We start from the raw sequence: 22,698 nt of genomic DNA, 5'->3' as shown, positions 1-22,698 counted from the left end.
ACGCTTGCCATGACGGAGACCCCTTCCAAACTGCAGAAGCCGGCCACACAGGCGGAGCAGTTCGACCAGACCATCCCGCTCACCGCCGAACGCCTGCTGACCAACCGGCGGCCCGAACCTGCCTCCGGCTGGCGGCGCCTGGTGTGGCAGCTGTCGGGTCGCCGGTACATCCCCGCCGAGTCGACGGCCGAGGTTGAGCGCCGCAAGCTGATCGCCCAGGCGCAGACCCCGGTGGCCAGCGGGCACCACAGGATCGCGGTCATGAGCCTGAAGGGGGGCGTCGGCAAGACCACCACCACGGCCGCGCTGGGCAACACGCTCGCGTCGCTGCGGGGTGACAGGGTCATCGCCATCGACGCCAACCCCGACAGGGGGACGCTGGGGCTGAAGGTGAAGTCGGAGACCGCCGCGACCATCCGCACGCTGCTGGCCGAGGCCGAGCACATCGTCAGGTACGCCGACGCGCGGGCCTTCACCTCACAGTCGCCCGCGCGCCTGGAGGTGCTCGCCTCCGACACCGATCCCGCGGTGAGCGACGCGTTCGACGCCGACGACTACCGTACGGTGGCCGGGCTGATCGAGCGCTACTACTCCATCTGCATCACCGACTGCGGCACCGGGCTGCTGCACGGCGCGATGGGCGCGACCCTGGACCTGGCCGACCAGATCGTCCTGGTCAGCCTGGTGGCCGTGGACGGCGCCAACTCGGCGGCGGCCACGCTCGACTGGCTCACCGCGCACGGGCACGCCGACCTGGTCAAGAACGCGATCGTGGTGCTGAACGCCGTCGAGGAGCGCTGCGACGTCGATGTGGACCTGCTGGAGCAGCACTTCGCGGCCCGCTGCAGGACCGTCATCCGCGTGCCGTTCGACCCGCACCTGAAGGAGGGCGCCGAGGTCGACCTGCTGCGGCTGCGGCCGACCACGGCGGGCGCCTACCTGCGTCTGGCCGCCGCCGCCGGGCAGGCCTTCAGCCTGCGTCCCGATCGGGGCCGCTAGTGCCGCCGGTGATGGAGGACCCGGCCCTGCGCTGGGATCTGGGTCCGGTACGGCGCCGCCACCGCGCACGCCGGGTGGCGATCGCGGTGGTCGCGGTCCTCGCGCTGGCCGTGGCCGCCTGGACGCTGCTGCGTCCAGGAGCGGACGACGGGCCCGTCACCCTGGCCGAGCCCGCCGGGTACCACGGCGCGGCGGGTTTCCCCATCGGTTTCCCGCACACCGAGCTGGGCGCCGCCTCGGCCGCCGCCGCGACGTTGGAGGCGGCCTGGTCGCTCGACGACGTGCAGGCGACGGCCGCCGCGCAGCTGTACGCGCCGCCGGAGCAGCAGGAGGCGGCCCGCGCGGGCGCCGTGAGCGCGACCAAGGGCTGGCGGCGCACCCTCGGCCTGCCCGAGGTGGGGTCGCTGCCCGCGGGAGCGGCGATGCGGTCGAGCACGATCGGCATCCGCTGGCAGGAGCGCGCCGAGGACCAGATCCTCGTCTCGGTCCTCGTCCAGGTGACGGCCACCAAGGGCGACTCGGGCCCGGTCTACTCCAGCCCCTACGCCATGAACCTGCTCATGACCTGGCACCCCACGCTGCGCGGCGGGGACTGGGTCAACACCCCCGACACCCGGCCCGCCGCGGCGCCGCCCGCGGCCGCGCCGGGCACCCCCCAGTTCACCGCGGCGGGCTGGCGGCCCATCGCCCGTACCCAGCCCACCTCGTGACTCCAGGAGACAGCCGCTCATGACCCCCAGCCGCCCCTCCCGGCGCCTTTCCTTAGCCTCCGGCCTGCTGCTGGCCTGCGTGTCCGTCGTGGGTGGCGGAGCGCTCGCCCAGCCGTGGACCTCGCACGCCGACGTCGACCCGTCCTCGCCTGAGGGAGGTCCCGCGGGGACGATCGCGCCCGAGCCGGCTCCCGAGCCCGCCCCTGAGCCGGCTCCCGAGCCTGCCCCTGAGCCGACGGAGGAGCCGACCTCGAAACCGACCTCGGAACCGACGTCGGAACCGACATCGGAACCGTCCGGGGAACCGACCGGACGATCGACGGCGGAGCCGAGCGAGGAGCCGACCGACACGCCCACGGCATCCGACAGCCCCACGGCGACGAAGGCCCCCAAGGCCACGCACTCGCCCGAGAGGAAGAAGCCCGACCCTCCTGCCACCGCGAAGCCGGCGCCCAAGCAGGAGGAGCCGAAGCCGCTGCCGTCCGATCGGCCCGCGCCGGTCGAGTGGCCGCCCGCCAAGGTGGAGTTCCCCCTCCCGCTGCCCGGCAAGGGCAGCACGGCCAAGCCGACCGTGCCGAGCGTCCCCAAGCCCGCCGCCACGAACAGCGCCGCGCCCAAGCCGACGGCCAGCACCGCGCCGAAACCGACGGCAAGCACAGCGCCCAAACCCACGCCCGTCAAGGTCACGCCCACCGGGGCCGCGACGAGTGCCCCCAAGAGCACCGCCGAGCCCGGCGCCCGCCCGACGCCCGCCGGTCAACCGCCCGCGGTCAAACAGCCCCCCGTCAAGCAGCCCGCCGTCACGACGGGACCGGTCCGGGCGTCGACCCCGGCCCGCGAACCCGCCCCCCAGCCGCCGGTGCCGGCGGAGGCGAGCCCCCCGGCTTCCGTCCCGCCCTCGGTGCCTCCCTCGGTGCCCCCCTCGGTGCCCGCCTCGGCGCCTCCTCCGGTGGCGCTTCCCTCCGCGCCGCCCGCTTCCGTGAGCGCCCCCACCGCCCAGCCCGCCCCGAGCACCGGACAGGCCGCGCCCCGCGCGCTCGCCCTCAACCCGCTCAACGCCCTCACCGCCCGGACCGTCCTGCCGCTGCCCGCGCTCGCTCCTCCGGCCACCACCACCGGGCAGACCTGCCTCGCCCAGGACAGCGCCGCCTGCTGGGGCCTGTCGCCGTGGCACGGCACGGCCGGCACCGGGACGGGCGTGCAGGCGCCGGCACCCGGGTGGGCCTTCGTCCCGCCCGCCGCCGCCCAGCCGTTCACCACCGGCGCCCAGCCGTTGACCACCGGGGCCCAGCCGTTCGCCGCCGGCGACCGGCCGTTCACCACGGACGGCAGGCAGCCCGGCGCCCGCGCGATCGGTGACCTGGCCGGTGCACCCGCGGCCCAGCCGCCGGCCGTGTCCGGTGAGCCGGCCGGAACCGGCGCCGCCCAAGCGACCCTCGGTCCTACGATGTGCTGGGTGTTCGGGCCCGCGGCCGGCTGCGCCAGGGCGGAAGGGGGTGCGCCGTGAGGTCGACCACGCGATCCCGCCTCGCCGTCATCGGGGTGGTGGCGGCGCTGTACTGGAGCACACCGGGGTTCGTCGGCGTCGCCACGGCCGCCCCCTGCGCGCAGCTTCCCGACCAGCGCGGCTGGGGGCAGCCGGTGTGGTGCGCCGAGTTCGACGACTATCTCGACCCCAACGAGTGGGCCGTCTACGACTCCGCCGGCCACGCCGGCAACGGCCGTCGCTCGCCCGGCCAGCTGTACCTGGGCGACGGCTCACTGTTCCTGTACGGCGCGGCCGACGGCACCACCGCCGGCCTCGCGGCCAGGTACACCCAGCTGTACGGGCGGTGGGAGGCGCGCATCCGCCTGTATCCCGGCGCGGGCTCCTACCATCCGGTCGCGCTGCTGTGGCCGGCCGGCGGAGGAGGCGGCGTGGTGCCCAACGGCGGTCAGGAGATCGACTTCCTCGAGGTCATCGACGATCCGGAACGGCAGCGCCCGAACTTCTTCATGCACAGCCCCTCGGGACGGCAGGAGGCGCACGCCGACCTCGACATGACCACCTGGCACACCTACGCGGTGGAGAACTCCCCCGAGGGCGTGGTCGGCTACATCGACGGCCAGGAGTGGTTCAGGTCCTCGATCGCGGCGACCACCCCGATGTCGGCGTGCCTGCAGCTGGACTGGTTCCCCGGCGAGGGCAGTGCGGGTGATGCCTGGATGGAGGTCGACTACCTGCGTATCTACGCCCTGACGTGACGCCCCGGCCGCCCGGCCGCCGAGTCCGGAACGTCCTCGCGGCCGTGAGTGGAGCGGGACGCCCTCGCGGCCGTGGAAGGGGTGGCCCGCACGGGGTCGGCGAGGGCAGCGGCGGTCCCGGGCGGTCTCGCCCCGAGCAGGCCGCGGGGATCATGCGCAGGCTCGGCCAGGGCGCCCGCGTGGATGGCAGCGCCATCCCCCGGCGAGGAGAGAGGCGTGCCCGATGGGGTCAGGTCCCGATCGGGCACGTCCTTCCCGGGCCGAGGGCCGGCGGGGTCTGCCAGGCGGAACGAAAGCGACAGTCTCTGCCGAATCGCGCTCTGCCCGCCGTACCGGGGCCCTATGATGATCTTCACTGCCCGTGAGGAGGAACCTGTGGCCGACCAGCAGCCCGAGTGGAACAACGCCATCGACACGACCAGGCCGAGCATCGCGAGGGCCTACGACGTCGTCCTCAACGGCAAGGACAACTTCGAGGTCGACCGTGAGTTCGTCGCCGAGATCGTGAAGGTCGTCCCCGAGATCTACGACGTTGCCACCTACAACCGGCAGGTCCTCGGCCGTGGCGTGCGGTTCATGGTCGAGCAGGGCATCACCCAGTTCGTCGACCTCGGCTCCGGGCTGCCGACGGTCGAGAACACCCATCAGGTGGCCCAGCGCGCGAACCCCGCGGCGCACGTCATCTACGTCGACAACGACCCGATGGTGCTGGCCCACGGCAGGGCGCTGCTTGCGGAGAACGAGCGCACCGCGGTCGTCACCTCCGACCTGCGCGACCCGCAGGCCATCCTCAAGGACGCGGCCGTCCAGCGGCTGATCGACTTCGACCGCCCGGTGGGCGTGATGCTGGTGGGCATCCTGCACCACCTGCACGACGACGAGGACCCTCGCGGGATCGTCGAGGCCTACATGAACGCGGTCCCGTCGGGCAGCCACCTGTTCATCACGCACTTCTGCGACTCCAGCCAGGACTCGCGCGACGCGGAGAAGAAGTTCCTCGCGCTGCTCGGGACCGGCCGCTTCCGCACCGCCGCGGAGATCACCGCGTTCTTCGACGGGTTCGAGCTGGTCGAGCCGGGCGTGGTGCCGCTGCCGCTGTGGCGCCCCGAGCAGGACGTCCCCGCCAAGCTGACGGTGGGGCAGCGGCTGATGTACGGCGGGATCGCCCGCAAGCCGTAGCGCACCCCGCCGCCCGTCGGCGGTCAGGACGCGCACGACCACGTCGGCTCGTGAATCGGCCTGCCCGTACGGCAGGCACCCCACCCCCTGCCTGACACGCGACGCCGTCGCCGGCGCGTCCCCCGGAACACCGGGCGACGGGTGGGGTGCCCCAGGCAACCGGGAGCACCCCGTCGCTCAGCCGACGTACCGGCGCAGGTGCTGGGCGGTCAGCGAGGTCCCGGTGTCGACCAGGTCGGCCGGCGGTCCGGCGAACACGACCTGCCCGCCGTCGTGGCCGGCTCCAGGCCCGAGGTCGATGATCCAGTCCGCGCGGGCCATGACCGCCTGGTGGTGCTCGATCACGATGACGGTGTTCCCGTCGTCGACGAGCCGGTCGAGCAGGTCCAGCAACTGGTCGACGTCGGCCAGGTGCAGCCCGGTGGTCGGCTCGTCCAGCACGTAGGTCGTGCCGTTCTTCGCCATGTGGATCGCCAGCTTGAGCCGCTGCCGTTCGCCTCCGGACAGCGTGGTGAGCGGCTGGCCGAGACCGAGGTAGCCGAGCCCGACCGACGTCAGCCGGTCGAGGATGGTCCTGGCCTGGCCGGTGGTGAAGAACTCGCGCGCCTCGGACACCGACATGCCGAGGACCTCGCTGATGTTCTTGCCGCGCAGCCGGTAGGTCAGCACCTCGGGGGTGAAGCGCCGGCCCTCGCATTCCTCGCACACCGTCGCCACCTCGGCCATCATCGCCAGGTCGGTGTAGATGAGGCCGATGCCCTTGCAGGCGGGGCACGCGCCTTCGGAGTTGGCGCTGAACAGGCCGGGCTTGACGCCGTTGGCCTTGGCGAAGGCCGCCCTGATCGGGTCGAGGAGCCCGGTGTAGGTGGCCGGGTTGCTGCGGCGAGAGCCGCGGATGGCCGACTGGTCGGCGACGATCACGCCGTCGCGCCCGGCGACGTAGCCGTGGATCAGCGAGCTCTTGCCCGATCCGGCGACGCCGGTGACGACGGTGAGCACGCCGAGGGGGATGTCGACGGCGACGTCCCTGAGGTTGTGCAGCGAGGCGCCCCGGATCGGCAGCTGCCCGGCCGGCGTGCGGACCTTCTCGCGCAGGCTGACCCGGTGGTCGAGGTAGCGCCCGGTCAGGGTGCCGGAGGCGCGCAGGCCGTCCAGGTCTCCGGCGTAGCAGACCCGGCCGCCCGCCGTGCCGGCGCCGGGGCCGAGGTCGACCACGTGGTCGGCGATCGCGATCGTCTCCGGCTTGTGCTCGACGACCAGGACCGTGTTGCCCTTGTCGCGCAGCCTGAGCAGCAGGCCGTTCATGCGCTGGATGTCGTGCGGGTGCAGCCCCGCGGTGGGCTCGTCGAAGACGTAGGTGACGTCGGTCAGGCTCGAGGTGAGGTGGCGCACCATCCGCACGCGCTGCGCCTCGCCGCCGGACAGCGTGCCGGACTCCCGGTCGAGGCTGAGATAGCCGAGGCCGATCTCGACCAGCGCGTCGAGGGTTTCGAGCAGGGCGGCCAGCAGCGGCGCCACGGAGGCGTCGTCGATGTCGCGGACGAACGCGGCCAGGTCGTTGATCTGCATGGCCGAGCATTCGGCGATGCCGCGGCCGTTGATCAGGGCGGACCTGGCGGCGGCGTTCAGCCGGGTGCCGCCGCAGGCGGGACAGCCGGTGAGCTTGACCGCCCGGTCGGCGAACGCGCGGGCTCCCGGCTGCATGGACTCGCGGTCCTTGGCCAGGTAGAGCCGCCTGACCTTGGTGACGAGTCCCTCGTAGGTGAGGTTGTTCGAGCCGATCTTGATCTTGGTGGCGGGCTTGTGGAGGAAGTCCTCCCACTGCTCGGGGGTGAAGTCCTGCAGCTTCAGGTCGGGGTCGAACAGGCCCGAGTGCGCCATGAGCTGCCAGTACCAGGTGTCGACCGCGAACCCGGGGACCTTGATCGCCCCCTCGTTCAGCGACCGCTCCCTGTCGACCAGCTCGTCGATGTCGATGTCGGTGACCTTGCCCAGCCCCTCGCACTCCGGGCACATACCCTCGGCCCTGTTGAAGCTGAAGGCGAAGGGCGGGCCGACGTGCGGGAGGCCGATCCGGCTGAACATGATCCGCAGCATCGTGTGGGCGTCGGTGGCGGTGCCCACCGTGGATCGCGCGTTGGCGCCCATCCGCTCCTGGTCGACGATGATCGCCGCGCTGAGGTTGCGCAGCGCGTCGACGTCCGGACGGTTGAGACTCGGCATGAAGTTCTGGACGAAGGCCGTGTAGGTCTCGTTGATCAGCCGCCGCGACTCGGCGGCGATCGTGTCGAAGACGAGCGAGGACTTGCCGGATCCGGAGACCCCGGTGAACACGCTGAGCCGTCGCTTCGGGATGTCGAGCGACACCCCGGTCAGGTTGTTCTCCCTGGCGCCACGCACCTGGATGAGATCGTGGCCGTCCGCGGCGGTGTGCTGCGATCCGCGGACGCTGTCATGACGAAGGTTGTCTGCCTGCTGGCTGGAAACCACGGAAACCTTTCCATACTCGTGTGATGGTCACTGCGGCCGAGAGGTCAGGCGGATGCCCGTGCGTGCCCGGAAAGAGGGAGCGAGCCGGTGATCGGGCGGCCGTCGCCGCCGCCGGCATCCGCGCTTCAAGTGTCTCATTGAAGTGCTCGTGAAGACTTTTTCCGAAGATCCGGCGCTCTCGCCGAGGCTGGGTACCGATAACCTTCAACCACGACGTAAGGGGAGAGGCGATGAGCCCACAGCGGACGGCGCTGCGTCCGATCGATCTGGCGCGCATGGCCGGCATATCCACCCAGCAGATCCGCAACTACGCCGACACCGGCATCCTGCCCCCCAGCCCCCGGACGGCCGCCGGATACCGCCGATTCGACGAGGGGCACCGCGCCGCGCTGGTGACCTACCGGACGCTCGCCAGGGGATACGGGTGGGACACCGCGCGCTCGGTCATGCAGGCCGTTCACGCGGGCGACCTGCCCGAGGCGCTCACCCTCGTGAACGCGGGGCACGCGGCGCTGCACGAGCAGCGGCTGTCCCTCCAGGCGGTGGGCGAGGCGCTGGAGGCGGTCGCCGAGCAGGCACCGGACGACTCGGCGCTGCCCCGTGCGGGCATGCGCATCGGCGAGGTGGCCGCCTACCTCGGCGTGCGCACCTCGGCGCTGCGGGTGTGGGAGTCGGCGGGCCTGCTGTCCCCCAGGCGCGAGCCCGGCACGCGGTACCGCGTCTTCGGCCCCGCCGACGTGCGCGACGCCCGGATGATCAGCATGCTCAGGCGGGGCCGCTACCTGTTCCCGCAGATCCACGTCATCCTGGACGGCCTGCGCCGCACGGGCAGCAGCGACGCGCTGCGCGCGGCCATCGCCCAGCGCCAGGCGGAGCTGGTCGAGCGGGCCACGGCCATGCTGGAGGGCTCAGGCCACCTCCACCACTACCTCACCCACCTGGGCGGCCGCCCGCCCGCCCCGCCGGACGGAACGTCAGGGAGCTGCCATGACTGAGGTCCTCCTTCGCGGCGGCCGCCCGTGGGGAGCGCGGACTGCTGACCGCTCCAGGCGCCGCAGGGCACGCCGGTGATGAAGGATGGCCTGATCCCCTGACCCTGCATGACCGTCTCTGTAACCGCTGATACGATTTTGGCCTTTCGTGACCTACGAGCTCTAACGGGGCAATTGTGACGACGGGGCCCGGTTTTCAGCAGCAGTACCCGGCGCAGTCTCCGCCGTGGCAGCAGGGGCAGCAGGCGCAGGAGCCGTATCAGGCGCAGTGGCCGCAGGCGCAGGGACAGCAGCAGTACCAGGCGCCGTGGCAGCTGGGGCAGCAAGGGCAGTGGCAGGAGGGGCAGCAGGCGCAGTGGCAGCAGCCACCGCCTCCCCCGCCCCCGCCGCCGTCACCCAGGCGCAGGACCGGGCTGTGGGTGACGCTCGGCGTCCTGTCCTTGGTCCTGGTGATCGGCGTCGGCGCGGGCGTGGGACTGGTGCTGAGGGGCGGGAGCTCGGCGAGCGCCCTCGACCCGGCCCCGACCGGAGCGGCCGAGAAGGGACAGAACGGCAAGGGGCAGGATCCCGCCGCCGTCGTGGTCACCGACCAGGAGATCGACGCGCTGCTGAAGTCGCACGGCGCCGCGCTGACCGCGGGCGACGCCAAGGCGTTCACCTCGATCTTCGACCCGGGGAACGCGGCTTTGGTCCGTGGCCAGGCCAGGCTCTTCGCCAACCTGCGCAAGATGCCGTTGAGCGAGATGTCCTACCAGACGCTGCGCCGCAACGGCCGGGCGGAGGACAGCTTCGGGCGCGGCGTGACCTTCACCCAGGACGTCGCGTTCGTCCACCGTTTCACCCGCATCGACCTGAAGCCGGTCTCGGAGTGGTACCGCTGGACGATCAAGAAGGCGTCGGCCGACGCCCCGCTGGTCGTCACCAAGGTCGGCGGCGCGCCGCCGCCGATCACGGGCGGTGAGGGCTCCAAGACCGTGTACTACCCCGGCCCCTGGGACATCTGGCCCGGCGTGGCCGTGGTGGAGGCGGGCCCCAGCCTCGTGCTGGCCAGACCGGAGGACGCCGGACTGGCCAGGCGCATCGCGCCGACCGTCGCCCAGGCCACCGCCGACGACCTGGGCTACTGGCGGCGCAACGGGCCGCCGGACGCCACCGTGCCGAGCGGGTTCGTGGTCGCGTTGACCAAGGGCCAGGCACAGCTGGGCAACCTGTTCCGCAAGGAGAAGGCGCACGAGGCGGGCGTGTCGATCCCGATGCTGAGCTGGCGCCCCGGCGACGACGTCAAGATCGGCGGTAGCCGGATCGTGCTCGACACCACCTCGCCCTTCTTCTCCGACACCGCGGGCATCAAGGAGGTCAGCCAGCACGAGATCGCCCACTCGCTGGTCGCGAGCCTCGACAGCGCCGAGATGTCCCTGTTCGGCAAGCCCAACTGGATCGTCGAGGGCTTCGCCGACTACGTCGCCACGCGGCACCAGAGCGTCGCCCAGGTGCGCCGGTACCCGGATGGCAGGGCCTATGTGGCGGGACGGATGGCCAGGCCCTTCGACGGCCGGCTGCCCGACAACGTGTTCTGGGACTACAAGAACATGGTCAACACCAACTACTTCATGGGCAACCTCGCCATGCGCTTCATCGCGACGAAGTTCGGCGAGCGCAAGCTGGCCGAAGGCGTGGTCGCGGCCTACCGGGCGAAGGGCGGCGAGAGCGAGGCGGCGCTGTTCGAGGTGCTCGGCGTGAGCAAGGCGGAGTTCGAGCGGCAGTGGGCGGCCTACGTTCGCCGCCAGCTGGCGTAAGGGGGGGCGGGGATGACCGATCAGCACAACGGCCACCAGTACGGCGGGCAGCCCGGGTACGGCGGGCAGCCCGGGTACGGCGGGCAGCCCGGGTACGGTTCCCCGACCGGGGGCCACCCGGCCTACGGGCCCCCACACCAGGGCCAGCCGGGTTACGGCGCCCCTGAGGCCCAGCCCGGCTATGGGCCTCCTGAGAGCCAGCCGGGCTATGGACCTCCTCAGGGCCAGCCGAGCTATGGCCCTCCTCAAAGCCAGCCGGGCTATGGAGCTCCCCAGGGTCAGCCGCCCTACGGGCCGCCGAGCCAGGCGCACCCCGCTCAGCCGGCGCCGCCGAACCACGACCACGGGCAGCCCGGCTACGGGCCACCGAACCAGGCGCAGCCTCCCTATGGTCCGCCGCCCCAGGCCCAGCCCTCCTTCGGGCCGCCCGGCGGGCCCTCCTACGGCCCGCCCTCGGGGCCCGGCCAGCAGGCCGAGTCGTGGAACCAGCAGGCGCCGTACCCGACCGGCCCGGCCGGGGCGCAGCAGCCGCCGCGGCAGGCGCAGGGGAGCAAGGGCCGCACCGCGCTGTTCGTCGTGCTCGGCCTCGTGGCGTTGCTGGCCGTGGGCACCGGCACCGCGTGGTTCGTCGCCACCTCGGGCTCCGGACCGCAGGGGACGACCGCGCAGAGCGGCGACGGCGAGGCGCTCGGCCAGTGGGCGGTGCCGCTGACGAACGCCGACAGCACCGACTTCACCGCGGGCATGGCCTTCGCGGCATGGCTCACCGACACCACGATCGTCCGCGCCCAGAAGGACGGCCTGCTCGCCTACGACCTCAAGAACGGCAAGCGAGCGTGGGGCGTGCCCTCCCCCGGCGAGCAGCTCTGCGGTGGCACCGGCCAGCTGGCGGCGGGCAAGGGCGCCGTCGCGTACGGCAGCGCCAGCCTGTGCGACCACCTGGCGGGCGTCGACGCGGCCAAGGGCCGGCTCACCTGGAAGATCAAGATTCCGGCGGAGAAGTCCAGCCTGGCCAACATGATCACCGCGCCGCAGCTGATGAGCGCGGGCGACATGGTGGTGCTGTCGGTGAAGGAGACGGTGTACGGCCACCGGCTGTCCGACGGCGCGAAGCGGTGGACCGTCGCGCCGCCCGAGGGCTGCCACCTGGAGGACGTCGACGCGGCCGCCGCCCGCGTGGTCGTGATCTACGACTGCTCGTTCGCCGGCACCCCGAACCGCGTGGAGGTGCTGGACCCGCACAGCGGCAAGGCCGTCAAGCGCTATCCGCTGGGCGAGACGGGCCTCGGCCCCTCCGTCCTGTCGGCCGACCCTGTCATCGTCCAGGTGGAACGCGGGGGTGAGGAGATCTTCCTCGCCTTCGACGCGGGGGGCCGCGAGGTCACCATCAAGCCCGGCCACGTGGACATGTTGAGCATGAACAAGGTCGCGACGTTCGACGGCATGGCGGAGAAGTACCGCTACGCCGTCCACGGCGACCGGTTGTACCTGGCGACCTTCCCCGAGAACGTGCCGAACGAGCTCCGCTCCAGCAACAAGGCGCTGGCCTTCGATCTCAAGACGGGCAGGCGGCTGTGGGAGTCGTCGGGCACCAACGCCACCAAGCTCACCTACGTCCGCGCCGACGACAAGGGGCTGCTGGCGCTGGAGGTGGGTGACCGGCGGGACCTGGCCCCCAGACTGGTACGGCTCGACGCCGCGTCGGGCAAGGCGACGCCGGTGGCGACGTTGCCGCAGGAGTTCGGCACCGAGGGCGACAACGCCATGGTGTTCGAGCGGAACGGCGGCGTCGTCATCGTGCCGTGGACGTCGGTGGCGACCAAGAACGCGGTCACCTATTTCGGCGGTTGATCGGTCTCCTCGGTCGATCGGTTTCGGCGGTTCGTCGGGTTTCGGCGGTTCATCGGGTTTCGGCGGTTCATCGGGTTTCGGCGGTTGACGGGTAGGGACAGCCCATGAACGTCGTGGTGCTGTCCGACACGCACGCGCCGCGCCGCTGGAGGTCATGCCCGCCGAGGGTGGCCGAGCATCTGCGCGGCGCCGACGCGATCCTGCACGCGGGGGACGTCTGCGTGCCGTCCGTGCTGGCGGAGCTGGCCGCGTTCGCGCCGGTTCATGTGGTGAAGGGCAACAACGACGGCCCCGAGCTGGCGGCGCCCGAGACGCTGAAGCTGACGCTCGACGGTCTGCGGGTGGGCATGGTCCACGACAGCGGCCCCGCCAGGGGCAGGCTCGCGCGGATGCGCCGGTTGTTCCCCGAGGCCGACCTGGTCGTGTTCGGCCACTCGCACATCCCGCTGGATGAGTCGGGCGAGGGGTTGCGCATCTTCAACCCCGGTTCGCCCACGGACCGGCGGCGCCAGCCGTACGGGACGCTGGGGGTGCTGACGATCGAGCACGGGGTGCTGGCGGAGGCGCGGATCGTCCCGGTGACGTGAACCCGCGGCTCGCGAAGCGCGCCAAGTTCCGTATCACGCGCTAGCATTCCACAAAGCGGAACTTGGAGGAGAGTGCAGTGGCTGAGGTCCAGTCCCCCGTCGGCAGCGTCGATCGCGCCCTGCTCATCCTGCAGGAGATCGGAAAACACAGCAGGGGCGTTACGCTCGACGAGCTGGCCACCAGGCTCGGCCTCCCCAAGAGCTCGCTCCACCGCCTGCTGGGCGCGCTGAAGCACCGCGGGTTCGCCGCCCAGCCCGAGCCGAGCGGCCCCTACTTCCTCGGCACCGAGATGCTGGCGACCGCGTTCAGGTTCTACGAGACGATGGACCTGCGCACGCTGGTGCGTCCCCTGCTGCTGCGGCTGAGCGAGGAGTTCACCGAGACGGTGCACATGGCCATGCTCGACGGCGGCGAGGTCGTCTACCTCGACAAGGTCGAGGCGGTGCGGTCGATCACGATGACCTCGGTCGTGGGCGGCCGCAACGCCGCCCACTGCACCGGCGTCGGCAAGGCGCTGCTGGCCTGGACGTACCCGACCGACGAGGCGATCAAGGCGTGGGCCGACAGGTACGGCCCGCTGGCGGCCAGGACCCGCAACACGATCACCAACCCGGCGAAGCTGGCCACGCATCTCGACCAGGTACGGCAGCGCGGTTACGCGCTCGACCTGGAGGAGAACGAGCCGGGCGTGCGGTGTGTGGCCGCCCCCGTCTTCATGGGCAGGACGGCGCCCGTGGCGGCGGTGAGCGTGACGGCGATCAAGGACCGCATGTCCACGGCCAGGATGGAAGAGGTGGGCAACGTGCTCAAGCGGGCGGTCGCCGAGCAGGTCTGAACGTCCCGGCGGGGAGCGCGCAGGTCTGCCCGCCGGGACGTCGGCTGACGGCGCCGGTGGGTGCGGTATGCGCCGTCAGCCTTTCACCGCGCCGGTCAGCGCCTGGACGAAGCGGCGCTGGCCGGCGAGGAACACCGCGAGCACCGGCACCGTCGTCAGCACCGTGCCCGCCATGATCGCCGGCCAGTCGGCGCGGTGCTGGCCCTGGAAGGTCGTCAACCCGACCTGCACCGTGTAGTTGTCCTCCGAGTTGATCGCCACCAGCGGCCAGAACAGGTCGTTCCACGCCGTGATGAACGTGATGACGGCCAGCGCGGCCAGGGCGGGCCTGGCCACCGGCAGCACCACCCGGTAGAACACCGCGACGCGCGAGCAGCCGTCGATGCGCGCCGCCTCCTCCAGTTCCTTCGGGAAGGACTGGAAGAAGGAGGTCATCAGGTAGATGCCGACCGCCGAGCTGAGCTGGGGCAGGATCAGCGCGCCCAGCGTGTCGGTGAGCCCGGCCTGGTTGAAGATCAGGAAGGTGGGGATCACCGTGAGCTGGAACGGGATCAGCGCGGTGGCGATGACCAGGACCAGGACCACCTTGGCGCCGGCGAACCTGATCCTGGCGAAGGCGTAGCCGGCCATGCTGCACAGCACGACCTGGGCCGCCACGATCGCCCCCGAGACGATGACGCTGTTGAGGAACCAGCGCGGGAAGTTCGAGCGCTCGACGACCGTGCGGTAGCCGCCCAGGTCGATGCCCTCGGGCCAGATCGCCGGAGGGAACCTGTTGAGCTCGGCCTGGGTCATCACCGAGCTGAGCAGCAGCCAGACGAACGGCAGCACGACCACCGCCGAGATCGGCACCAGCACCAGGTGCCACTTGCCGGGCAGGCGCAGGCGTCTCATGTCATGGCTCCCCTCCGCCGCGCGACCAGCAGGCCCGCGACGATCAGCAGGAGGGTTCCGGCGAACAGGACGTAGGCCACGGCGGCGCCGTACCCGGCGGTGGAGAAGGAGAAGGCCAGCTGCCAGACGTAGTAGACGATGGTCACGGTCGCGTTGGCCGGGCCGCCCTTCGTCGTGGTCATGACCAGGTCGAAGAACTGCAGCGCGTCGATCACGCCCCAGACCGCGAGGAAGATCGTCATCGGGCGCACCGACGGCACGATGATGTGCCTGAAGGTAGTCCACCGCCCGGCGCCGTCGATCGCGGCGGCCTCCATCACCTCCTTGCTGATCTCCTGGATGGCGGCCAGGTAGATCACCACGGAGAAGCCGAAGCGGGTCCAGAAGAAGATCAGCGTGAGGACGAACATCGCCTCGGAGGGGCTGCTGAGCAGCCCCTGGACGGGCAGCCCGAGCTGCACGAGCAGCCCGTTCACCAGGCCGAAGTCGCGGTCGAAGACGAAGCCCATGAGCAGGCCCGTCGCGGTGGCCGAGACGACGTAGGGCACCAGGAAGCACGTCCGGTAGAACCCGATCCCGCGCACCTTCCTGTTCAGCAGCACCGCCACGAGCAGCCCGGCGACCAGCGACGCGGGGATGTAGAGCACCAGCAGCAACCCGGTGTTCCGCAGCGCCTGGAAGAAGACCGGATCCTCGAGCAGCGCCCGGTAGTTGTCGAGCCCGACGTTGCGTCCCGGCGACATCAGGTCGGAGTCGGTGAACGACAGCGCCAGCGCCCACGCCATCGGCACCAGCGAGAAGCCGAGGATGACCAGCGTCGCCGGCCCGGCGAAGGACCAGCCGGCGACGGTGTCGCCGAGCTTCCTGCGGTCCCTCGGCCGCCCGTGCCGCGTGGCGGCCGCGCCGACCGCGGTGGTGCTGCTCATGATCCCGGTACGGCCAGCGCCGCGTCGGCCTTGGTAGCCGCCTCGTCGAGGGCCGTCCTGGCGTCGCTCCTGCCCAGCAGCGCCTGCGCGATGGCCTCGGCCACGAAGGCGGACACCCGGGGGTACCTGGTGGTCGGCGGCCTGACCCGCCTGGCGTTGGCCAGGTTGTCCGAGATCACCTCGATGCCCTGGTACTTGTCGAGGTAGCCCTGGTAGCCGGTCAGCTTGGTGATCGACTCCCTGATCGGCAGCGAGCCGGTGTCGGTCATCCACTCCAGTTGCTGCTCGGCCGCGGTCAGCCAGGTCAGGAACGTGGCCGCGGCCTTGACCCGGCGTTCGTCGTGCTCGAAGACCACCCAGTTGTCGGGCCCGGAGACCGTCTCGTGGTTGCCGTCGGTGCCCGGCAGCGGCGAGACGCCGTAGTCGACCTTGGCCGCCTGCAGGTCGGGCAGCACCCACGGCCCCGACAGGAACATGCCGAGCCGGCCGGACTCGAACAGCTTCTGCCCCTTCTCCGCGGGGCTGGAGTCGAGGTAGACGGACTTGTCGTCGACCGCCATGGCGCGCAGCCTGCCCAGCGCCTGCTGGCCCGCGGCGCTGTTGAAGACGGCCTTCTTGTGGTCGGGTGTGAGGATGTCGCCGCCTGCCTGCCAGATCATCGGCCACAGGCCCCAGACCGCCTCCTCGCCGCCGCTGATCGGCCAGGTGGTGCCGAAGACGCCGGAATCGACGTCGGTCGCCCGTTTGGCCATGGCCCTGAAGTCGTCCCACGTCCAGTCCGGACCGGGCGGCTCGACGCCCGCCTTGGCCAGCACCTTCTTGTTGTAGAGGACGACCATGTTGTCGACCACGGCGGGGAAGCCGATGACCTTGCCCTGGACGGTGACGGCCTCGCGCTCGTTGTCCCAGAAGTCCTGCCAGCGCACGGCCGGGTCCTTGACGAACTCCGTGAGGTCGGCCGTCTTCGGGTTCCTGGCGATGTTGGGCGCCCACGAGCCGTAGAGGTAGGCGATGTCGGGGTAGGCGTCGGAGGTGAGCGCGGCGGTGATCTTGGGCAGCAGGCCGTCGGCCGTGGCCCCGCCGGACTCGGTGTTGACCTTGATGTCCCGCCGGCTCTGGTTGAACCGCGCCACCAGCTTCTCGATCGACTTGGCGGAGGCGTCCTCCTGGCCGTGCCAGATGGTGATCTCGACGGGGCCGCCGGCCGCCTGCTCCGGCCCGCCGCCGCCGCACGCCGCGGCGGTCAGCAGGACGACCAGCCCGACGAGCGCGGCGGCGGCCGGCGCCCGCCTCATCGGACGCCCTCCGGCAGCAGCTCGCCGTGGGCGGCGATCATCTCGTCCACGAGGTCGTGGATCTGCTGGAGGGTCAGCGTCGCCGACGCGTTGGGATCGAGCATGGCCGCGTGGTAGACGTGGTCGCGGCGGCCTTCGAGGGCCGCCCGCACGGTCAGCTCCCCCACGTTGAGGAAGGTGCTGTTCAGCGCGGCGAGCTGGGGCGGCAGCTCGCCGATCCGGGTGGGGCGCATCCCGGCCCTGTCCACCAGGCACGGCACCTCGACGCACGCGTCGGCGGGCAGGTTGGCGATCAGGCCCCCGTTGCGCACGTTGCCGTGGACAACCCTGGGGGTGCCCGTCTCGATGGAGTGGATGACCTCCGAGGCCAGCTCCATGGCCGGCTCGATCTCGACGCCCTCCCCCGCCGCCAGCCGCCGCCTGGTCTCCTCGTAGGTGTCGAGGTTGTCCTCCGACCAGCGCAGGTAGATCTCGACGGGGATGCGGAAGTGCTCGACCTGGTCGTCGTGGCGCAGGAACCAGGGCAGGTACTCCGAGCCGTGCTCGCTGGACTCGGTCGGGAAGCGGCCGAAGCGGCGGTACATCTCCACCCGCACGGTCCTGCGCAGCTCCGGGTCGCGCGCGATGACCTCGTCGAGCACCGGGTACAGGTCGTGGCCCTGGTGCTCGAACGTCAGCACGAACGCCTGGTGGTTGGCGCCGGCCGTGACGAAGGAGATCTCCTCCACCGGCAGGCCCACCAGCGCGGCCAGCCGGGCCTGGGTGTCGCGCACGGAGTGGCAGAGACCCACCACGTTCGTGAAGGGCGTGCCCTGGTAGACGGCGCGCGGGATCATCGCCATCGGGTTGGTGTAGCTGAGCAGCAGCGCGTGCGGCGCCAACTCGGCCAGGTCGTCGCCCAGCCCGACCATCACCGGAATCGTGCGGAGTGCCCGGAAGATGCCCCCGATGCCGAGGGTGTCGGCTATCGTCTGGCGCAGTCCGTAGCGACGGGGGATCTCGAAGTCGACGCGGGTGGCGGCGTGTCCGCCGACGGCGATCTCGTTGATCACGTAGTCGGCGCCGTCAACGGCGGCACGGCGGTCGAGGTGCGCCTCCACCTTGGCGCCCAGGCCGAGCCTGGTGACCATCCAGCCGGCCATGGCCTCGGCCGTGGCCAGCCGTTCGGGGTCGATGTCGTGCAGGACCAGAGAGGACTCCCCGAGCTCTGGAAAGGTCAGGATGTCGGAGAGGACGTTCTTGGTGAACTCGACGCTGCCGGCGCCGATGAAGACGATGCGTGCCATGGGGTTCCCTCCACAGAGCACGCGGCGGGCGTGAGGGCCCACTGCGTGCGGCGAGTATAGCCATCCATCCGCGATACAGACCAGAGTTCCGTCATGCGGAACGATCTGGACAGCCTCGGAGAACTGGCGGCGTTCATCCTTTTTGCGGACTTCTCGACACCAAGATGAAGGTTGACAACCTCCGATCAAGGCCGATTTCCTTGATCGCGGAATATCGTTCCGCTATATGGAATAGCAGGTGAGTGGATTGACCACGCTCCGATCGATCTCGACCCGGTTGACCGCGGTCACGGCCTTACTGCCGCTCGCCGTCACCGGCCTGTACGCCTCCGCCGAGGCCGCCACGACGGCGGCGCCCGGGACCACCGGTGTCACCGTCACCGCCGGCGCCGCCACGGCAGGCCCGGCGGGTGGCACGGCGTCGGGCGGCGCTGCGAGCGCCGTCACGGGCGCCGCCACGAGCGGCGGGCGGTCGGGCGCAAGCGCGGCGATCTGGCGCCCGCCGGTGCAGAGCCGCTGGCAGTACCAGCTCCAGGGCACCAAGGCCTTCGCCGCGACCGGCGGCATCAACGTCGGCATCTGCGAGACGCCGCAGAGCGGCGGGGCCTGCGTACGGCCCAGCGTCTTCGACATCGACCTGTACGCGGACGCCGAGATCGCCGGCAACAACACCACGCTCAACACCGCGGCCGTCAAGGCGATCCACGCCAGGAGCGCCAAGGCCGTCTGCTACGTCGACGCCGGCTCCATCGAGGACTTCCGGCCGGACTACCAGGAGTTCGTCGACTGGCACGAGAGCCACGGCAAGTCCCTGCTGGGCAAGCCGTTCAGCGACGAGTTCCCGAACGAGCGGTGGGCCAACATCAACAACGACAAGGGCCAGCGCGACTTCCTGCTGAAGATGATGGAGGCCCGCGTCGACAAGTGCGTGCAGGCCGGCTTCGACGGCGTCGAGTTCGACGTCGTCCACGCCCACGAGGAGGGCAGGTCGGTCACCGGCTGGGACATCAGCCCGCAGACCCAGCTGGTCTACAACAAGGCGCTGGCCGACATGGCGCACCGCAAGGGCCTGTCCGTGGCGCTGAAGAACGACCTCAGCCAGATCGACGAGCTGGTGTCGGTCTTCGACTACGCCGTCAACGAGGAGTGCTTCCAGTGGCAGGAGTGCTCCGCCCTGTCGGCCTTCGTCAGGGCCGGCAAGCCGGTCTTCCAGGTGGAGTACAAGACCTCGCCCGGCGGCTACTGCGCCAAGGCGAACCAGCTGAAGTTCAACTCCATCAAGAAGGCCACCGACTACTCGCTGTACGACAAGCCGTACAAGCCGTGTAGGTGAGCCCGCGCCGCGGCCCGGCCGGACGCGGGGCCGCCCGCTCATGCCAGCCTCGGCACGAGCTTGAGCGCGTTGCCGGCGTCGACCTGCCCGAGCGCCTCTTCGGGCAGGTCGAGCCCGCTGATGGTCCACCGCCCCATCAGCGGCGGGTCCTCCAGCGAGTGGGCGAAGGCCTCGTCGGCGGTCTCCGTGAAGCGGAAGTGGATGCGGTGGACGTCGGGGGTGCGTCGGGATCTCGTCGGTCTCGACAGCACCCGTCCGGGGTGACGCACCGCCCAGCCGCCGTCGTCGGCGAGCCGGCGGCCGGGGTGGGCGTGGGCGTCCACGGCCGGTACGCGCGCCCGCTCGACCGTGGTGACGGGGACCCGCAGCTGGGAGACCGGGCGGTACTGGGACAGGAGGAGGTCCACGCTGCCTCGCTTCATGGCGTGAGCAGGGCCTTGACGGGAACGGTGGCACCGTTCATCAGGGCGGTGAAGACCTCGGCGCCCTCGCTCAGCGGGAAGGTGTCGACCCAGCCGAGATCCCAGCCGCCGACCAGCTCGGCGGCCGTGGCGAAGTCCGTGTCGGTGTAGGCGAAGGAGCCGAGCACCCGCTTCTCCCCGCGCACGAGGGCGGCGGCGTCGAAGCCCGCGACAGGATCGGCCAGGCCCAGCCACACCGCGACCCCGCCGGGCCGCAGCAGGGCGAGCGACCGCTCGTGGGTGGCGGCGGCGCCGACCGCGTCGAAGATCACGTCGTACTCGCCGGTCAGCTCGGCGACGGCCGCGTCCGCGCCGAGGCGTCCCGCGATCGAGCGGCGGCTTTCCGCGCGGTCGGCGACCTCGATGCGGGCGGCCTTGCGGGACAGGGCGACCTGCAGGCAGGCCAGCCCGATCGCGCCCGCGCCGATGATCCCCACGCGGGCTCCCGGCGCGGGCGCGGCCAGCGACCAGGCGTGCACGGCGTTCGCGGCCGGCTCCACGACGCCCGCCGCCGTCCAGTCCCGCTCCCTGGGCAGGGTGGTGACGGCCGTCGCGGGCACGGCCACGCGCTCGGCGAAGCCTCCAGGCCGGTGCACGCCGACGATCTGGCGTCGCCTGCACACGTTCCGCAGCCCCAGCGCGCACACGTCGCAGTCGCCGCACGACAGGATGGGGTTGACGATCACCTGCCGCCCGTCGTCCGTACGGCCGGCGAACTCGTGCCCCATCACCAGCGGCGGCACCCGGAAGCCCGGCGTCCTGACCCCGTGCAGCTCGCTCCCGCAGATGCCGGAGGCGACCACGTGGACCAGCACCTCGCCCTCGCCGACCGAGGGTTCGGGCACCTCGCGCATCTCGACGGCGCCGGGCCCGGTGAACACCAGCGCCTTCACCTGGCGCCTCCCGCCACGGGGTTGGTCAGCGTGCCGATCCCCTCGACGCCCACCTCGACCGTGTCGCCCGGCCGCAGGCTGCGGCGCGGGTCCATGAACTCGCCGCAGCCCCACGGGGTGCCGGTCAGCACGACGTCGCCGGGTTCGAGGGTGAAGGCGCGCGAGCAGAAGGCGAGCAGGTCGGCGACGCCGAAGAGCATCTCGGCGGTGCTGGAGTCCTGCACGGTCTCGCCGTTGACCGCCGTCCACAGCCGCAGCGCCTGGGGGTCGCCGAGCTCGTCGGGGGTCACGATGACCGGCCCGAGCGGGCAGAAGGTGTCCAGGCTCTTGCCGCGCGTCCACTGGCCGTCGGCGAACTGCAGGTCGCGGGCGGAGACGTCGTTGGCCACGGTGTAGCCGGCCACTCCCGCCAGCGCCTGCGCGGGGGACGCGTGCCGCAGCGGCGTGCCGACGACCACCGCCAGCTCGACCTCCCAGTCCACCCGCTCGGTGAGGCCGGCGTCGATCACGATGGGCTCGCCGGGCCCGATCACGCTCGAGGGGAACTTGGCGAACATCAGCGGCCGCTCGGGCTTGTCCGTCCCCGCCTCGCGGATGTGGTCGAGGTAGTTCAGGCCGATGGCCACGATCTTGCCCGGCCGCAGCGGCGCCACAGGCGTCGCCCCCGTGAGGGGCCTGGCCGCCGAGACCGCCAGGCGGGCGACCTCCTCGGGCCCATCGACCAGGACCGTTCCCATGGGGGTGCCGGGGGGGACGTCCAGCGCGTACCAGAGTCCCTCGCGTTCCGTGGCGGCGAAACGGGCCCCGCCGACCCGTACCGTGCCCAGCCTCATAGTGCTCCATTCCGTATCGCAGAATGCTGTTCCGAATCAGCGCAAGGACACCAGCATGCGGGGCGGCTGTCAAGGGTCATCCGCAGGAGACTGGCTGTTCCGTCATACAGAATGCTGGTGCACGATACGGAATGAATGCTACGTTCTGGAGACCTTCGAGAGGGGAGGTCCACCGATGTACCCCGAGATCGACACCCCCGCGCTGGTCATCGACCTCGACGTGGTCGGCGCCAACATCACCGAGATGGCCAAGGTGGCGGCACGCAACGGCGTCAGGCTGCGACCGCACGTCAAGACCCACAAGATGCCCGAGCTGGCCAGGATGCAGCTCGAGGCCGGAGCCACCGGCATCACCTGCGCCAAGCTGGGCGAGGCGGAGATCATGGCCGAGGCAGGCATCGACGACATCCTGCTGGCCTTTCCGATCTGGGGCGAGCCGAAGCTGCGCCGCCTGGCCGCGCTCCGTGAGCGGGTCAGGGTACGGGTCAGCCTCGACTCGCCCGAGGTCGCCGCGGGGCTCGGCCGCCTCGGCGGGCCGCCCGTGGAGGTGCTGGTGGAGGTCGACACCGGCCAGCACCGCCTGGGCCGCCCACCCGGCCGGCCCACCGCCGACCTGGTCGCCGAGATCGCCGCGGTCCCCGGCGTCGAGGTGGTGGGCCTGCTCACGCTGGCCGGTCACGCCTACCACGCGCGCACCGCCGAGGAACTGGCCACGACCGCCCGCCGCGAGGGCGAGGACCTGGTGGCCACCGCCGCGCTGTGCGCCCGTGACGGGATCGAGCTGCGCGAGATCAGCGTCGGCTCCACCCCCCACCGCCCGGACGCGGGGGTGACGGGCGTGACCGAGATCAGGCCGGGCACCTACATCTTCAACGACGCCTCGATGGTGCGCCTGGGCGTGGCGACCGAGGCGACCACGGCCGCCCGCGTGCTGGCCACCGTCATCGCCAGGCCCACCCCGGAGCGGGTGGTGTTCGTCCCCGGCCACGCCTGCTCCGTCGTCAACCTCTTCGACGTCGCCCACGGCGTCGAGGATGGACACGTCATCACCGAACTACGCGTCGCCGCTCGCGGCGCGGTGCGTTGAAGGAAG

The 22,698-nt window shown here is 71.5% G+C and carries 20 protein-coding genes; 12 read left to right on the top strand and 8 right to left on the bottom strand.

Features of this window, described 5'->3' with window-relative positions; all coding sequences use genetic code 11:
• The first annotated feature begins 9 nt into the window (after nucleotides 1-9).
• The 5 genes from ACWEVS_RS24470 to ACWEVS_RS24450 all read left to right on the top strand — a co-directional run bounded on the left by ACWEVS_RS24470 (nucleotide 10) and on the right by ACWEVS_RS24450 (nucleotide 5,132).
• Nucleotides 10-999 carry a MinD/ParA family ATP-binding protein gene (locus ACWEVS_RS24470; protein ID WP_354911897.1) on the top strand — a complete coding sequence of 330 codons (990 nt, stop codon included), beginning with the start codon at nucleotides 10-12 and terminating at the stop codon, nucleotides 997-999.
• An 11-nt stretch (nucleotides 1,000-1,010) separates the two neighbouring features.
• On the top strand, nucleotides 1,011-1,709 hold the full coding sequence (locus ACWEVS_RS24465) for a hypothetical protein (protein WP_452418556.1): 699 nt from the start codon (nucleotides 1,011-1,013) through the stop codon (nucleotides 1,707-1,709).
• Between the two features lie 19 nt (nucleotides 1,710-1,728).
• A complete protein-coding gene (locus tag ACWEVS_RS24460; protein WP_452553476.1) occupies nucleotides 1,729-3,216 on the top strand; it encodes a hypothetical protein in 1,488 nt (495 codons plus the stop codon).
• On the top strand, nucleotides 3,213-3,953 hold the full coding sequence (locus ACWEVS_RS24455; RefSeq protein ID WP_449929681.1) for a glycoside hydrolase family 16 protein: 741 nt from the start codon (nucleotides 3,213-3,215) through the stop codon (nucleotides 3,951-3,953). The genes ACWEVS_RS24460 and ACWEVS_RS24455 overlap by 4 nt, the downstream gene beginning before the upstream one ends.
• A gap of 375 nt (nucleotides 3,954-4,328) precedes the next feature.
• Nucleotides 4,329-5,132 carry an SAM-dependent methyltransferase gene (locus ACWEVS_RS24450; protein WP_449929683.1) on the top strand — a complete coding sequence of 268 codons (804 nt, stop codon included), beginning with the start codon at nucleotides 4,329-4,331 and terminating at the stop codon, nucleotides 5,130-5,132.
• Nucleotides 5,133-5,309: 177 nt separating this feature from the next.
• On the opposite strand, the gene ACWEVS_RS24445 is transcribed toward ACWEVS_RS24450, so the two are convergent.
• The gene (locus ACWEVS_RS24445) at nucleotides 5,310-7,622 is read right to left on the bottom strand and encodes an ATP-binding cassette domain-containing protein (protein WP_452553474.1); all 2,313 of its coding nucleotides are present in this window, start codon (nucleotides 7,620-7,622) and stop codon (nucleotides 5,310-5,312) included.
• A 230-nt stretch (nucleotides 7,623-7,852) separates the two neighbouring features.
• Here ACWEVS_RS24445 and ACWEVS_RS24440 point away from each other — a divergent pair, with 230 nt between their 5' ends.
• From ACWEVS_RS24440 to ACWEVS_RS24420, 5 genes are all read left to right on the top strand, one after another.
• The gene (locus ACWEVS_RS24440; RefSeq protein WP_449929687.1) at nucleotides 7,853-8,617 is read left to right on the top strand and encodes a MerR family transcriptional regulator; all 765 of its coding nucleotides are present in this window, start codon (nucleotides 7,853-7,855) and stop codon (nucleotides 8,615-8,617) included.
• 173 nt (nucleotides 8,618-8,790) lie between these two features.
• Nucleotides 8,791-10,410 (top strand): hypothetical protein, encoded by a 1,620-nt coding sequence (locus tag ACWEVS_RS24435; protein ID WP_452553472.1) that lies wholly within the window; start codon nucleotides 8,791-8,793, stop codon nucleotides 10,408-10,410.
• Nucleotides 10,411-10,422: 12 nt separating this feature from the next.
• Nucleotides 10,423-12,261 (top strand): outer membrane protein assembly factor BamB family protein, encoded by a 1,839-nt coding sequence (locus tag ACWEVS_RS24430; RefSeq protein WP_452553470.1) that lies wholly within the window; start codon nucleotides 10,423-10,425, stop codon nucleotides 12,259-12,261.
• Between the two features lie 104 nt (nucleotides 12,262-12,365).
• Entirely contained in the window at nucleotides 12,366-12,848 is a 483-nt protein-coding gene (locus ACWEVS_RS24425; RefSeq protein WP_449929693.1) for a metallophosphoesterase family protein, read from the top strand.
• Nucleotides 12,849-12,925: 77 nt separating this feature from the next.
• Nucleotides 12,926-13,684, top strand: coding sequence for an IclR family transcriptional regulator (locus ACWEVS_RS24420; RefSeq protein WP_449929695.1), 759 nt, complete (start codon nucleotides 12,926-12,928; stop codon nucleotides 13,682-13,684).
• 75 nt (nucleotides 13,685-13,759) lie between these two features.
• Here ACWEVS_RS24420 and ACWEVS_RS24415 read toward each other — a convergent pair whose 3' ends face one another.
• From ACWEVS_RS24415 to melA, 4 genes are read right to left on the bottom strand one after another with little or no spacing between them, the layout of a single operon-like run.
• Nucleotides 13,760-14,578 carry a carbohydrate ABC transporter permease gene (locus ACWEVS_RS24415; protein ID WP_449929697.1) on the bottom strand — a complete coding sequence of 273 codons (819 nt, stop codon included), beginning with the start codon at nucleotides 14,576-14,578 and terminating at the stop codon, nucleotides 13,760-13,762.
• Nucleotides 14,575-15,504, bottom strand: a complete 930-nt coding sequence (locus tag ACWEVS_RS24410; protein ID WP_452553468.1) for a carbohydrate ABC transporter permease — start codon at nucleotides 15,502-15,504, stop codon at nucleotides 14,575-14,577. Before ACWEVS_RS24410 ends, ACWEVS_RS24415 begins: the two co-directional genes overlap by 4 nt.
• Nucleotides 15,501-16,799, bottom strand: a complete 1,299-nt coding sequence (locus tag ACWEVS_RS24405) for an ABC transporter substrate-binding protein (protein WP_452553466.1) — start codon at nucleotides 16,797-16,799, stop codon at nucleotides 15,501-15,503. The genes ACWEVS_RS24410 and ACWEVS_RS24405 overlap by 4 nt, the downstream gene beginning before the upstream one ends.
• Entirely contained in the window at nucleotides 16,796-18,085 is a 1,290-nt protein-coding gene (gene melA, locus ACWEVS_RS24400; RefSeq protein WP_452553464.1) for an alpha-galactosidase, read from the bottom strand. Before melA ends, ACWEVS_RS24405 begins: the two co-directional genes overlap by 4 nt.
• A 247-nt stretch (nucleotides 18,086-18,332) precedes the next feature.
• Here melA and ACWEVS_RS24395 point away from each other — a divergent pair, with 247 nt between their 5' ends.
• A complete protein-coding gene (locus ACWEVS_RS24395) occupies nucleotides 18,333-19,418 on the top strand; it encodes an endo alpha-1,4 polygalactosaminidase (protein WP_452553463.1) in 1,086 nt (361 codons plus the stop codon).
• Between the two features lie 38 nt (nucleotides 19,419-19,456).
• Here ACWEVS_RS24395 and ACWEVS_RS24390 read toward each other — a convergent pair whose 3' ends face one another.
• Genes ACWEVS_RS24390 through ACWEVS_RS24380 form a run of 3 tightly spaced genes read right to left on the bottom strand, consistent with a single transcriptional unit; the run spans nucleotide 19,457 to nucleotide 21,605 of the window.
• Nucleotides 19,457-19,825 (bottom strand): hypothetical protein, encoded by a 369-nt coding sequence (locus ACWEVS_RS24390; protein ID WP_452553462.1) that lies wholly within the window; start codon nucleotides 19,823-19,825, stop codon nucleotides 19,457-19,459.
• 11 nt (nucleotides 19,826-19,836) lie between these two features.
• The gene (locus tag ACWEVS_RS24385; protein WP_452553460.1) at nucleotides 19,837-20,772 is read right to left on the bottom strand and encodes a zinc-dependent alcohol dehydrogenase; all 936 of its coding nucleotides are present in this window, start codon (nucleotides 20,770-20,772) and stop codon (nucleotides 19,837-19,839) included.
• Complete coding sequence (locus tag ACWEVS_RS24380) at nucleotides 20,769-21,605, bottom strand: fumarylacetoacetate hydrolase family protein (RefSeq protein WP_452553458.1); 837 nt, start codon at nucleotides 21,603-21,605, stop codon at nucleotides 20,769-20,771. The genes ACWEVS_RS24385 and ACWEVS_RS24380 overlap by 4 nt, the downstream gene beginning before the upstream one ends.
• A gap of 175 nt (nucleotides 21,606-21,780) precedes the next feature.
• Between ACWEVS_RS24380 and ACWEVS_RS24375 the strand changes: the two genes are divergently transcribed.
• The gene (locus ACWEVS_RS24375; protein WP_452553455.1) at nucleotides 21,781-22,692 is read left to right on the top strand and encodes an alanine racemase; all 912 of its coding nucleotides are present in this window, start codon (nucleotides 21,781-21,783) and stop codon (nucleotides 22,690-22,692) included.
• The last annotated feature ends 6 nt before the right edge of the window (nucleotides 22,693-22,698 follow it).

Source organism: Nonomuraea sp. NPDC003754 (assembly GCF_053605785.1).
This window is presented reverse-complemented; position numbering and strand designations above follow the sequence as displayed.